Below are 13,415 nucleotides of genomic sequence, written 5' to 3' on the forward strand. Positions count from 1 at the left end.
AAATCTTAGCTTGATTAAATAAACTACTTAAACCATACAGGTATTTATTGATGAAAAGGACTTCAATACATCTGGTTGAACCAGTGGGCGAGGAGCCTAAAATCGGTTCTGTGGTGGTTACAGGGGTTTCATCTGGAATTGGCTATGCCATAACTAGAAAACTGGTTGCTCATGGCGTAAGAGTTTTTGGAAGTGTGCGTAATCAAAAAGATGCACAACGTGTAATTAATGAACTTGGTCCTCTTTGTGTTCCTCTGATTTTTGATATAACCGATCCAATTGCGGTTGGAAATGCAGTCCAAGTGATACGTGAACAATTACAGGGAGAAACGCTCTGGGGATTGATTAATAATGCAGGGATTGCTGTTGTTGGTCCATTAATAGAAACGCCGATTGAAGAATTTCGCCGTCAGTTTGAGGTTAATGTTATTGGACAAATTCAAGTAACTCAAGCTTTTGTTTCTTTACTTGGTGCTGATGATACCCTGAAAGGAAAACCAGGGAAAATTATTAACATAGGTTCTATATCAGGTAAAATATGCAGGCCTTTTTTCGGTCCCTATTCTATCTCAAAATATGGTCTAGAAGCGTTTTCAGATACATTAAGAATTGAATTAATGATTTATGGTATCGATGTCGTGCTTATTGGGCCAGGAATGATTAATACAGAGATTTGGCATAAGAGTGAAGACCAGGTTAGTGAGGATAAACTGCGTAAATCAATTTATGCAAAATCCTTACTTAAATTTAAAAGTTATATTTATCATAAGGTCGCCGAATCTGCTTTACCAGCCCAAAAGGTTGGAGAACTTGTATATCAGATTTTATCTAATCCCCATCCTAAAACACGTTATGTTTTAGTTCCTAATCTCTTCTCAGACTGGATACTTCCAAGGTCATTACCTAAGCGTTTTTTAAATAATAAAATTGCAAAAGCACTAGGTTTCTTTAAAAAAGAAGCAAATGATAATTAGCCACGTCTTATTGTTCCTTTACTATCTTATTTTTGATTGATCGTAGTGGTGTACGGGATTGTAATAAGAACTCATGTCGATTTTAAAATTCTAAGGACTTTAAATCTGCTTTATCACATAAATTTAAGAACAATACAAATTGTAAATAAAATTAAGGGAGTTATTGATGTACAAGAGACATTATTTTGTAGATGCATTGATCAAAGCGATTAAAGAAAATAATTACGAAGATGTGATAGACCTGGTTAAGTTAATCAACGAACGATCTCCTGCTTCTTTATTTTCTTGTGATGAAGAGAATAAAACGTTTTTACACCTTGCCTTAGCAACTGGCAATGATGAACTATCTAATTTTATATTTAATGAAATAAAAAATAATAAAGTGATTTATACAAAAGACCATGAATTAAGAACGGTTTTTTGGTATGCAGCAAAAGATGCATTTTGCGAGATTTTTATAAAGTTACTAAATCAGGCAAAAGAAGACGACCAACAAACTTTGATTTTTGCATGTGACTTATATAAATCTACACTTTTACATAAAACAGCGTGGTTGGGTCAGCATAAAATTATAGATATATTATTTCATTACTTCAAATCAGATAAAGAATTTATTAATCAAGCAGATGATGATGGTAATACGGCATTACATAAAAGCTATCAAGCACTCCTGGATTGCAGGAACGAACAACCAATAGATGAGGAGTCAATCAAAAAACACATTAAGATCATAATAAAATTATTTCAAAATGGAGCAGACATACATCTGTTCAATAATGAAAATATGACACCATTTATGCTTCATAGACAACTTCCTATCGATGATCAAGAAAAAATTTTACTCCATCTTAAAAGCACAGAAAGGGTACAGTTTTTACGTGCTTATGCCCAGTTATTCGAGGAGCAAAGCGACAAATATGATCAAACGGAAAAAAGTCTTTATATACGATATAGCGGAGTGATTAGTCTGGTTGATTTAGTAAGAGCCAATTACTTATGTAATCCAGAAATGACTCCAAGGATCTTCTATATGCAACGTGTGAGCGTACCAAAAGACCAAGTAATGTCATATGAAGCTAGAGGGTATACTTTGATCGAGTCAGATCAAAAATCACTTGAATCAGAAAAAGGTAAAGAAAAAATTGAGGATCGGGGGGATAAAAAAGATGAAAACTTTGTCTTAATGACAGGTCAAGAAGTCATCCCTGATTCGATATTGGTGGATATGCCAAGACGGTTTAAAGATAATTTAAAATCAGGCCCACACGTTTGTCGGCCAAATATTTCGAAATCATCTTCCACATCTTCAATCACTTATCCCTACCAACAATCAAATAATGACAGGATTGCTTTGAATTGCTTGATTAGGCAGATGGAAGATTATTTGGCTAACTTACAAAGACGTGCTCCGCAAGCTGATCCATTGTTTAGGGCGGCAACAATAACCATGTCGGGTGGATCTATTTGTTGCCCACTAGCTATTATATTATATTTTATTTATCGTGCCGTTGATGCTTATCAATATTTGGAATCCCATAGGGAAATGCTTGATTATGAAACAAAAGGATATTATAGGGAGCAATTGGACCTATATGCTGCGCTTGCATTTTTAGCGCCATGGCTTCTTCTTATCCCTGCAGTGGGGATATCTGCTTGTTCTGCTAATCTTTGGAATATTGAAAAGAAGATTTCGAACCTTGAATATCAACGCTTTATTGAACGACTGGAACTGATTTCAAGTAAGCTAGCTGATATGCAAGGGCTTCACGCCCCAATTCATTATGACATTCATGTGCAACTATCGCGAGATATTGGTTTGTTAAAGCAGGATCAGTATCTGGCAGATTGCATTGATATATTTGCGCGTTGTATTGATGCATTAAAGGTAATAAGACGAGACGTAACAAATAATGAAAAATTATCAGCGTATTCAATTTTTTCACGTAAGGAAATTATTATTACAGTAAATGAAGATACACCGTTACAACACCTTCCTCAATCGAGATTAACCTATGGAACGATGTAACTATTTTTATGTAAAAACCATCGGAGCCTAATAATACTATAACTCAAATGATTAATGTTAGTTAGTGAAAAGGGGGTAAAAAATGATTCACTATTCAATGTATCATTGACTTAATTAAATGTTCATTATGAATAACGTCTCAATGTTTACCTTGAGACGTTTTTATGGACATTTTTTTAAGTAAAAGAATATGTTTTTTCAATATCATTAACTAAGTTTGTTGAATCCGTCCTAGAAAGAGGTTCAAAGAACATTTGCTGGATAGGGAGGGGAGGATCAAGCGTCCTTTTGTCCAACCCCTTTTTTGCCATGTTTCTCACATCCGCAGTTATGGCATTACTATTAATATATTCCAATTGGCTTACCATAAGTTTCTGTCGTTTTTCATCGTAATTATCCCAATAATTGAACTTTTCGGTCAAATTGGCAGCTAAAGTTGGATTGATTTGTTCCAGTTTTAGGATGGCATTAACAATTAATCGATAGCCTTTTCCTGATATGGCATGGAAGCCATAAGGATTTTTGATAAAGGCTCCTAATAGAGCGCTGACCTTATTTGGATTAGACAAATCAAAAGCAGGATGTAGCATTAATTGTCCCACTAAGTCTACAACGTTTTCTGAGTGAGCTGCTGCTTGAATATTAAACCAATAGTTAACAGCGCTTGGGTCATGTTGCCAGTACTCATAAAAACATTCCAAAAGCTCATTTGATTGGCTGCTGTTATTATTCAACAACAAGCCGAGTGCATAGATGCAGTTTGTCATATTTTTGCTTAATGAACTATTAAATTGCTTAATTAATGATTGCTCAGTTTTTTCTGGCTGTATCGTAAGCAAATAAGAATGACAAACATATTTTAAGCGTCGAGCACCTGCACTCAGGATATCAAATGACTTAAAAGGTGAGTCCTGGGATACAGGTAGCGTATCAAGTCTTTTTTGCAATCGTAATATATCTCCCTTCAACTCTTTTGCAAGTTGATATTGAATCAGTTGACGTGCTTCAGCTATTTTTTCGAAATCCTGACTCTGCATGCTGGAAAATAAGACTTCTTCTTGTGGAATAGCTATTAGTTCGGCCAGTAACCAATAGTTTAAGGAACCATTATTCTCATTGAGTATATTTCGGTAGGTACTGAAAAAATCGGAAGTAAATGTAAGTGGCTTTCCAGAACAATAGTCACCAACCATCCCGGTCAGGAGTTTATTAGCCGCTTCGCAACGATTATATAGATTAGTATCATGTTGCATTAGGCGGAGTAGTTGTTCTGAGCTGTATGCAAACTCAAGATTTACTGGAGCAGAAAAACTGCGCAATAAAGATGGAGTGGGATGGGTGTCAATGTTCTCAAAGTGAAACTCCATTTCAGGTTTATCAACCAGTATCATCGTGTCGCTTTGAATTTCCTTACCTGTATCATTGAGTAATCCAACAACAATTGGTATTGGCCTTCCGTTTCCATCTTTGGTTTTAAATTTTAGAGTATATCGTTTTGTGTCTAAATCATATTCATCGGTAACGGTTACTTCTGGAATGCCTGATGCAGTAAACCAAGATAAGAAAGGATGCATATCTTTGCCGGTTGATTTACTTAATGCTTCTAATACATCTTCCAGAGTTACTGCGCCACCATCATTATCTTTTAGAAATTGGGTCATTCCTTTATAAAAAGCTTTTTCACCTAAGACAAGCATCATCATACGAAAAATATCGGCACTCTTTTCATATGCAGCGGGGGTATAAAGGCTTCTAACATTCGTGTAGGTATCTTGTCGTGGAGCACGCTCATCAAGGTTTTTTCCGTCTAGTATCCGAATTAAATCAGTACCAAACAAACGCTCACGAAACATGGCCGCCCTAAAAGTAGTCAATCCCTCTTTAAAAGGTAAATTAAACCACTCGCGAATAGTCACTCGATCACCAGACCAATAATGATAGTATTCATGTGCAACAACTTCTAATACCCGTAAAAAATCTGCATCCGTACGCGCTTCAGGTGTAGCAAATAAATTTGCAGTATTAAATAAATTTAAACCTGTCGGTTCAGAGGCTCCAGATGCATATTTATCAACGCCGGCTACCATATGTTGGGGTAGCTCACATTCTAAATCAAAGACTTCCTCTTCCCAGCGCATTGCTTCTTTTAATACTTCTTTGGCAAAATCACATTTTGCTGTTGCTTCAGGAGGGACATAAAATTCGATTGGTAGTTCACGTCCAGAGCGTGTTTTGAAATAAGTTACTGATTTCTGGAGTTTTCCTGCAACTAATGCAAAAAGATAACTGGGTTTAGGAACTTCATCTACCCATGTTACGGAGTGAAGTCCTTCATCTAGATCCTTCTGTTCTATGAGCGAACCATTGGAAAGCAGCACAGGATAGTCATTTTTCTTAGCAATAATTGTTGTTTTGTAAGTAGCTAAATTATCAGGCCGGTCATGACAATAAAGTACTCGGCGCAGTCCTTCAGTTTCTGCTTTTACCAGAATGGTTCCTTCTGTTTCATATAAACCAAATAGATCGGTATTTTCCCCCAAGCGAGTTGTTGTCTCAAGTGTAAAGGGACGATCATGGGGAATATTTTTTATAATCAGAGAGTCTTCTGTTATTTCGTACTCTTCTTGAGATAGTTTTTTGCCATCGAGCAAGATGGATTCTAGAATCATATTTTTACCATCTAGCTCCAAATCTGCAGAATATGATTTGGATTTTGGATTAGGCTCAATAGTTAACAGGGCTTTTGATTGCACAGGTTTTTGGGAGAGATCAAGCTTCAAATTTACGTGTTTTACCAGATAATCAAGAATCTTATAATCACTTAGCCTAAATATCCCAGAATGGTTCTTCATGAAAACTCCCTTATTCATGCCAGATTAATAAGCAACAATATAAGATCAAAATGTATATTTCAACAGAAATGATGACTTATATGGTAAGCATTGTCTCTTGATGTTCTTCCTGAAATTCATCTGTATTTTTTTTATCGCTTTGTATGAAGATTAGATCATGACTCGGTAATTTAGTTTGAGTAAATGGATTATGTTCTGCATCCCAATAGGGGAAAGCCGTCATGTCATTGAAATAGCAAAGCATGTATTCTGAAATTTCGAGTGGAAATTTAATTTTTTCAATGACGTTACTGAGTTCTTTGGTAATTTCTGTATGTAGTGGTTCAGAAATTTTTTTGGATATTGGTTTATTGAAGCGTGAATAAGCTAATGTAATATGAAGAACTCGAGGTATTGTATGTTCGATGTTTAAAGATGCGGCTATAGCCTTAATTTGTGCTTCTTGTTCTTTCGGTAAAGATAAAGAGAGGGAAATGGTTCTGCCTATACTGACTTCCATTTTTTCAATTGAAGGATAAAGAGGGTTTTTCTCTAGTGTTTGCTTGATCCTTTTATAGTGAGGCAAATTATTAATAATAAATTGATTCCATGATCCCCCTATTTGTTGTTCTGTTTCCAGACTCATTGTAGTCATATGATAACTTTGAGCTGGAAGTGGTAAATAATGATTCACGATCAGTGGGTTGCTCACTAAAACCTTATGAATAGTTTCACAAAATTCCTTTTGTTTTGGGTAGCAGGCGGATACTACTGTAACTCCTGGAAAAGGTGCATATTCACCACGTTCATTAACTTTGCTTAATTGTCTAGAGTGCACATTTTCGCTTTTTAATGTAAACATTTTATAAGCCAAGAACTGAAATGAAATCAAGAATACCATGAGTTAATAGTGATGCAAAAGGAAGTGATATATTTAATCTATAATGACTATATGTGAAGGATAACCAGGCAATTAAATTTTTGTTAATTTATGAATACCTGGCTCAGAGAGTTATTATGAAATCAAAAAAAGCAGATGGTGCCCAAGAGTTAGAACATAAAAGGCTTGATGCGCTCCAATCATTAAAAATTATGGATACACTACCAGAGGAAAGTTATGAGCGTTTGGTACGTCTTGCTATTGATTTATTTAATATCCCAATTTGTTACATTGCATTTCTAGATGAAGAAAGACAATGGTTTAAAGCGCGGCATGGTTTTAAAGAAAAACAAACGCCTCGATGCATTTCTTTTTGCAATGTAACAATAAAAAAAAATGAACCCCTAATTATTAACGACGCACTTCTTGATGAACGCTTTGCCAATAGTCCTTTGGTGCAACACGAACCTTTTATTCGTTTTTATGCAGGTGTTCCTTTGACTGATCCTCAAGGATATAACGTAGGTACTTTTTGTTTGGCAGATACGTCCCCTAAAGAGCTTGATTCAAAACAAAGAGAGCTTCTATTAAGTTTAGCTAATATAGCTAAAGATGAGTTAACACTACGTAAAACGAATTTATTGTTACAAAAAATAAAGAATCAACTTGAAGTACGTAATAAATTAATTCGCAAGGTATTCAGTTTTTATATGTCCGATGAGGTAGCTAATACAATACTTAAATCACCGCATCAACAAAAATTAGGTGGTTATGAAAATAAAATAACAATCATGTTTAGTGATTTAAGAAATTTTACTCCATTATCTGAATCTATTCCTGCAGAAACGCTGGTTTCTCTTTTAAACACCTACTTCAGTAAAATGGTTCCTGTTATAGAAAAACATCAAGGAATCGTTGATGCATTTATTGGTGATGCAATTATGGTTATTTTTGGTGCCCCATATTCCTCCGGGGATGACTCACTTCGTGCAATAGCTTGCGCTTTAGAAATGCAAAAAATGTTAAAAAAATTGAATCGTGCCAATAGTAAGATTAATTTACCGCAGTTAGAGATGGGAATAGGAATAAATACCGGAGTTGCCGTAGTCGGGAATATAGGTTCCAAGAAGCGAATGCAATATAGTGCGATTGGATCAGCAGTCAACTTGTCATCCCGAATTCAAGATCTAAGCCTTGGTGGACAGATATTGGTATCTGAATCCACGTATAAAGAAGTTGCACAAGACATTGAAATTAATGGGCATCTTCGTGTAAAAGTTAAGGGAATTCAATCGCCAATTACCATATATGATGTATCAGATTTAAAATTGAAGAATCAAAAAGTTAAAGAACAAAAAAAATAATCGAATTTTTACAGTGGTTTTCAGATAAAATACTGAAAACCACTCATTGACATAGCCTAATATTACATTTTAGGGGTTTTACTACTTAGTTCATCTGACAAACCATTTGGAGTAATTACCCATGGTTTTATCTTGGAATGCTCGATGGGTAATCCACCTTTATTCAAGACCACGCTAACAAGTGAAGTGCAATTATGTACTTCACTATCATTCATTTGTTTCTCTGATATCCTGCGTTGCATTTCAATCTCAATGGGATCTTGCGAGATGAATGCGGAACTATCCTTAAAAAAACCAACTAAATTCACATTCGGAAATAGCTGATATCCCATTTTGCCAGAAGTTACTTTTTCATGAGATTTCTTTATGTGCTCACTCATTGCAGAGTTGTCCAGGTTTTCAAAATGATAAATGTGATCTGGTGCTAATGGTTTTGCTTCTTTACTAGATTTTGCTTTTATGGGGCCATCCATATCGGTAATGGACAAAGTATTTTCGGAAGCTCCTAATGTTTCCATGTCCTGAGATAAATTTGTTGCGATGTGTGCAGGTAATGGTAATACAGATGTTAATCCTGCGGATGGAATTCCATTCGGATGAATACTGGCATATTCTCCAGGATCTTCTTCGTTCATTTTTGGCTTAGAACCACCTATTTGTACTGCAGCATGGCCAACTTTATCTGCTGTCAGGTTCCAAATAAATACCCAAGTGTCTTTCGCGGGCTCAGTGGATTTTGTGTTGTTTAGTGAATAATTCGTTGAATCAGGGGTATTAGAGGTATTTTTAAGAGCTGAATCTGAAGCGGCATTAATTCCATTACTTTTTTTAGATTTTAGAAATGAAAACATAAGCAATCCTTTTATAAATAGAAAAAGTTACAGTGTTAGGATTATAATCAATTATCTAATTTTTTATCAAATAGTTTTAATTATTGTACGCCATGCCTAATCATATTAAGCAAAGCGTACATTCGTTCGGTTATTTTTTGAGTGAGCTGCCACCATGTTGCACACCAAATTGTTTCATAAAATCTTCTTTTTCCATTTTTACGAAGCCATGATTTTGCAATTCGCTGGTAAAGAAGGTTGGTATTTTAGGATTTTTAAAATCTTTATAACCTGCTTTGCGTAATACATGTGTTACGGAACTAGCGCAATTATCGACTCTTGGTCCTTTTTTAATTTCTGGATGGTTGTTATCAAATACATGGATACCACACATGTCTTCAGGTGGATGAGAACCTGTCTTTTGCATATGTTCTTCTATAGTTAGCTGTGCGCCTTTACATCCTAAAGCCAATTTATTTATACCATTTGCAATTGGATTGTCTTTCGCAAACACAGAGTACATTCGGCGTCCGTCTTGAACCTCTTTACTAAATTTCTTATGTCCATTTTTTGCATCTTTAAATGTTTCTTTAGGTACTGAAGTAACTAGCACATGGTCGGCCTCATGTACATCTTGCATATGATCAGGAGCGAGCTGTCCTTTTACTGGTACGGATCCTAAAGTCATTCCATTTACAATACTACCGAATGGGCCTGGAAAAAAGCTTGTATGATAAACTTTAGTTTTGCCTTCTTTCTTTTTGATCAGCATGGCTGATACATGCCCTGGTCCATTTTCCTGATTTGTATCTTTTACACAAACACCAATTTGGTATTCTGCTTCTGACTTCGATTGCATTTTATCACCTCATATTACGAGGCATCCATACCCGATTAAACCTGATCTGTTTAATAATTATACAGGTCAATCATTAACAGATTATTAATAATATGAATACATATTGATTAAAATTTGTTTATTTGGGGTTTTGCTGAACTAATTCATTTTGTTATGCAAATTAAAGATAAAGTAACTTTTGATAGAATTATCGCTTGCGATAAATTAGAAAAGGAGTTAGTAAATGCTATGAAGATTTAAATGGCATCCAAGACTTTTTAAAGGATAAATTAAAATTTGCTACACACTTTGCAAACAAAAAAAATAACATGTTGTTACATGAAAAAGATGGTAAATATCAAATTGTGGAATCTCAAATACTAATTAAGCTCTATCGACATAGTTTGCAGTTCCTCATGCATTGCTCTTTGTGCTAACAAGACTTTGGTATACCTGAGTGTATCAGCTAAGGCTTTATCAAAAGCACCTTCATTTCCATTCAATAATAGACTCGTTGCATTAATATGTTCAAACCCCTCGATAAAGGTGAATTTTTCACGCACTTGAGGTATCTCTAATACACCAAAAAATTCATTGAACACATGGCCACCACTATTGAATAATAGAATTGACATAAAACACTTCAAAAAATTAGCAAATTTTTCTTGGGTATCAAAAACCCGCTTATTTTCTCGCTGTAATTTTATCATCAGACGTAATTGGCATAGTATTGTTCCTGATATGGAACAGGAAAACGGATGAACTAACTTAGAAAAATTCAGTTCAGGCCAAGCAGCTTGTGGATCATAGGTATTTTGATCCGATGGTTTTACAAAAGTAAATCCCGATTCTGCATAAGCAATATCATTGCGAGGCAGTGGCATGCTGGTTTTCATCAAGCCAAAATAGTTTGAATAAAATGGTGATTTTTCCAATAGATAGATTGAAGTAGGAGAGAGGGGCTTATCTTTAACTACGCGGCCTCTATTCTGCTCTGAGAAAAAGCCTGTTCCATAAAGGTTAACAGGAACTTCAGGATTTCTCGCATGCAACACACCAATCCAAGATATTCGGAGTATTAATAATACTTTTTCTTTTTGGTCCGCGGTTAAGGCTTGGTAATTTTCATGATGCTGCACTTTTTGGAATGCATCCATATATTCAGTAGCAAAACCATCTATTTGGGGAGATATCTTACCCTCAACAAAATCGTTAAATTTATTTCGACTTTCTTCAGGCAACGAATCATAAAGCACTTTATTATACTGTAAAATATCTTCTTTCTTCATTTGGTCTAAGGAACTTAATAACGTTTCAAATGCCAAGTGGGTTTCAAAATAACGCCGGGACGCATCTTCATCGATGTTCTTTTTACTGTACGAGATCTTATATTGATTTGTTATTTGATTCTCTTGGAACAATTTTTCAATATAGTTTAAATCTGTTGAAGTAACTACGCCTTGTATATAAAATTGTTTCAAAGTGGTGCAAGTGCGTTGATATTTTTTATATTTGTCAATTAATAGCAGTAACGCTTGTCCAAAAGATACTGTAACCATAATAACAACTGCAATGAAAGCTTAGTACACTAACAGTATAGATATTATTCATTAAGGAATAATTAAGATCACCCGCGGATATGTTTAAATCTTTCATTAGGTAATTATGAAATCACTATTAGAAACAGGTAGTAACACTTTTTTTGTATTCAATTCGAAATCTCAAAAAATCACTTTGAAAACTACTGCGATTGATGAGCAAAAGGTAAGTTTAAATCGAACAAATAAACTACTCGGCAGTTTTGGTGAAACACTGGTTATCTTTCATGAGGCAGGTTCTGCGTTAGGCCAATTTATTATTAACTTTCAAAATGAATTACTAAACCATTTCACCAAAGCAATTCAAAATCTGGAATCTCAACAATTCATCAGTGAGAATGAGGAATCCATAGGACCAACTTCTTTTGCGCCGATTACTAATCTCCATACTACTATCGCTGCACTAAGAGTGATTGATTCATATGATAAAAAAAGCTGGAACAATTGCCTGATGCAATCCTATTTGTATGCGAAATTAACGCAATATCAACCAAAAAAGGGAGAAATTGATATCATTGAGCTGGGCAAAATTATGCTTCTTGATGACATGGATTTAGATAAAGTCGTTAATACTTTAACGCCAGCTCTTTTAAGAAAAATATTAGCAATAGAGGACGAGGCTACTGATATACATCATTTTGTCAAAATCCAATGCCACACCTCTTTACTCAGTGAGACGGTAGAGCGATCGATAGTCACCCAAATCCATAACGACCCTATTGTTGAACTGGAATTGGAATCTATATCATTAAATGCGAATGGAAGCTTAGGAATTAAGTGGAAATTAAATCAACAAATTATGGGTTTACGAGGAGTCCTTAGTCAAATAGGTGGAATTGCCAAGCATGGCGCCCAGGTGCTTACCACAACTATCGGATATTTCCCTTATTGCTCCGAGTGCTATCGTGATGAAATAAAAAAAGTTCTTCAAGAAATTATTTGCAAACTTGAATCCGATGGAGATTGCACTCCTAAATTTCATTTAAATTTATCCGAGCTGCAATTGGTTCAGTTTTCACGAAATGATTTACATCAAAATTTTATTAATAAAACGTTATTTCTCGATCAACAACATATTTCAAATAGGATCCAGCAGCAAGAGTTTCCTGACAACGGTTGCCCCATTAAAAATCATTGACATTTTGTTAAATAATTGTCTATTTGTCCAATTATTCCACGATAAAGTTACACTAAGAATCTAATAGTACCTTACCAAAAAAATATCAGTATACAGTTCGACACACTGAAATTGTCCCAATGAAATTTTTAGAACTCCGGAATTATTAAAAATTTGCGGAAATTTCCAGAGTTTCAGCTCCAATATCATCCATGAGATTTTTTTAACAAGTGGTATGACTCTTGAGTTTAGCTACTTTTTCTTTAATGTGTTTTACTCTGTACGAGCATTTTATTAGTTAATGCAATTGCCAAAGCTGAAACAAGTAATGTTAAATGAATAATTACTTGCCACATTACTGAGTAATTACTAAGTTTATTGGGATCAATAAACGTCCTTAATAAGTGAATTGATGAGATACCGATTAATGAAAGAGCAAGCTTTATTTTCATAGCGCCTGCATCGAGATGATCCAGCCACTCTGGTTGATCTGGGTGAGCGTCGAGGGCGAGATGAGAAACAAAGGTCTCATATCCCCCCATAACAACCATAATCAGTAGATTTGCAATCATTACTACGTCAATTAGATCTAATACACCAAGCATAATGAGCGTATCATCAAAACTGTTAAGGTGGGTTACCAATTCAAATAGCTCATGAACAAAACGATAAACATAAGCAGCCAGTATTAAAATAAGTCCTAAATAGAGAGGAAGTTGTAGCCATCTTCCCATAAAAATAAACTTGCTAATGCCTTTTTTTAAATTATTCATAAAAATTTACACCATTTACATATTAAAAATTCTTATTATCCAATCATATTGAATGGGATTTGTGTCCTGATTTATCTAATGCCCTAAATTTAAACAGTTCTATTTACAATTGTACGTAAATCTGCTTTATTTTTAGGGACTGTTGACAATTAACTTATATTAGTAGTCTGGCTACAGTGTAGCG

10 protein-coding genes are annotated in these 13,415 nt (G+C 34.9%); 4 read left to right on the plus strand and 6 right to left on the minus strand.

All coding sequences use genetic code 11. The features are described 5' to 3' along the window. Positions 1-50 precede the first annotated feature (50 nt). Together BW930_RS09450 and BW930_RS09455 are read left to right on the plus strand one after the other, a co-directional pair. The gene (locus tag BW930_RS09450) at positions 51-974 is read left to right on the plus strand and encodes an SDR family NAD(P)-dependent oxidoreductase (protein ID WP_238587897.1); all 924 of its coding nucleotides are present in this window, start codon (positions 51-53) and stop codon (positions 972-974) included. Between the two features lie 166 nt (positions 975-1,140). Continuing rightward, a complete protein-coding gene (locus BW930_RS09455; protein WP_058468895.1) occupies positions 1,141-3,000 on the plus strand; it encodes an ankyrin repeat domain-containing protein in 1,860 nt (619 codons plus the stop codon). A gap of 176 nt (positions 3,001-3,176) precedes the next feature. Here the strand turns inward: BW930_RS09455 and pepN are convergent, their stop codons facing one another. After that, positions 3,177-5,852 (minus strand): aminopeptidase N, encoded by a 2,676-nt coding sequence (pepN, locus tag BW930_RS09460; protein WP_058468894.1) that lies wholly within the window; start codon positions 5,850-5,852, stop codon positions 3,177-3,179. A 76-nt stretch (positions 5,853-5,928) separates the two neighbouring features. Then, positions 5,929-6,693: a DUF1868 domain-containing protein gene (locus BW930_RS09465; RefSeq protein ID WP_058468893.1), complete on the minus strand. Its 765-nt coding sequence runs from the start codon at positions 6,691-6,693 to the stop codon at positions 5,929-5,931. A 155-nt stretch (positions 6,694-6,848) separates the two neighbouring features. Between BW930_RS09465 and BW930_RS09470 the strand changes: the two genes are divergently transcribed. Then, positions 6,849-8,075: an adenylate/guanylate cyclase domain-containing protein gene (locus BW930_RS09470; RefSeq protein ID WP_058468937.1), complete on the plus strand. Its 1,227-nt coding sequence runs from the start codon at positions 6,849-6,851 to the stop codon at positions 8,073-8,075. Positions 8,076-8,137: 62 nt separating this feature from the next. On the opposite strand, the gene BW930_RS09475 is transcribed toward BW930_RS09470, so the two are convergent. The 3 genes from BW930_RS09475 to BW930_RS09485 form a co-directional block, all read right to left on the minus strand. Beyond that, the gene (locus tag BW930_RS09475; RefSeq protein WP_058468892.1) at positions 8,138-8,926 is read right to left on the minus strand and encodes a hypothetical protein; all 789 of its coding nucleotides are present in this window, start codon (positions 8,924-8,926) and stop codon (positions 8,138-8,140) included. A gap of 130 nt (positions 8,927-9,056) precedes the next feature. Beyond that, positions 9,057-9,764 carry a hypothetical protein gene (locus tag BW930_RS09480; protein WP_058468891.1) on the minus strand — a complete coding sequence of 236 codons (708 nt, stop codon included), beginning with the start codon at positions 9,762-9,764 and terminating at the stop codon, positions 9,057-9,059. A gap of 359 nt (positions 9,765-10,123) precedes the next feature. Further along, positions 10,124-11,302, minus strand: coding sequence for a hypothetical protein (locus BW930_RS09485; RefSeq protein ID WP_058468890.1), 1,179 nt, complete (start codon positions 11,300-11,302; stop codon positions 10,124-10,126). Positions 11,303-11,408: 106 nt separating this feature from the next. Between BW930_RS09485 and BW930_RS09490 the strand changes: the two genes are divergently transcribed. Then, the gene (locus BW930_RS09490; RefSeq protein WP_058468889.1) at positions 11,409-12,479 is read left to right on the plus strand and encodes a hypothetical protein; all 1,071 of its coding nucleotides are present in this window, start codon (positions 11,409-11,411) and stop codon (positions 12,477-12,479) included. A gap of 242 nt (positions 12,480-12,721) precedes the next feature. Here BW930_RS09490 and BW930_RS09495 read toward each other — a convergent pair whose 3' ends face one another. Next, positions 12,722-13,231, minus strand: coding sequence for a TIGR00645 family protein (locus BW930_RS09495; protein WP_058468888.1), 510 nt, complete (start codon positions 13,229-13,231; stop codon positions 12,722-12,724). Positions 13,232-13,415 lie beyond the last annotated feature (184 nt).

The organism is Fluoribacter gormanii (genome assembly GCF_900156395.1).
Taxonomy (GTDB): domain Bacteria; phylum Pseudomonadota; class Gammaproteobacteria; order Legionellales; family Legionellaceae; genus Legionella; species Legionella gormanii.

Bases quoted from the DNA above. Each gene is read 5' to 3' on its own strand.
- BW930_RS09450 (WP_238587897.1), top strand. From the start codon at position 51: ATGAAAAGGACTTCAATACATCTGGTTGAACCAGTGGGCGAGGAGCCT.
- BW930_RS09455 (WP_058468895.1), top strand. From the start codon at position 1,141: ATGTACAAGAGACATTATTTTGTAGATGCATTGATCAAAGCGATTAAA.
- pepN (WP_058468894.1), bottom strand. From the start codon at position 5,852: ATGAAGAACCATTCTGGGATATTTAGGCTAAGTGATTATAAGATTCTT.
- BW930_RS09465 (WP_058468893.1), bottom strand. From the start codon at position 6,693: ATGTTTACATTAAAAAGCGAAAATGTGCACTCTAGACAATTAAGCAAA.
- BW930_RS09470 (WP_058468937.1), top strand. From the start codon at position 6,849: ATGAAATCAAAAAAAGCAGATGGTGCCCAAGAGTTAGAACATAAAAGG.
- BW930_RS09475 (WP_058468892.1), bottom strand. From the start codon at position 8,926: ATGTTTTCATTTCTAAAATCTAAAAAAAGTAATGGAATTAATGCCGCT.
- BW930_RS09480 (WP_058468891.1), bottom strand. From the start codon at position 9,764: ATGCAATCGAAGTCAGAAGCAGAATACCAAATTGGTGTTTGTGTAAAA.
- BW930_RS09485 (WP_058468890.1), bottom strand. From the start codon at position 11,302: ATGGTTACAGTATCTTTTGGACAAGCGTTACTGCTATTAATTGACAAA.
- BW930_RS09490 (WP_058468889.1), top strand. From the start codon at position 11,409: ATGAAATCACTATTAGAAACAGGTAGTAACACTTTTTTTGTATTCAAT.
- BW930_RS09495 (WP_058468888.1), bottom strand. From the start codon at position 13,231: ATGAATAATTTAAAAAAAGGCATTAGCAAGTTTATTTTTATGGGAAGA.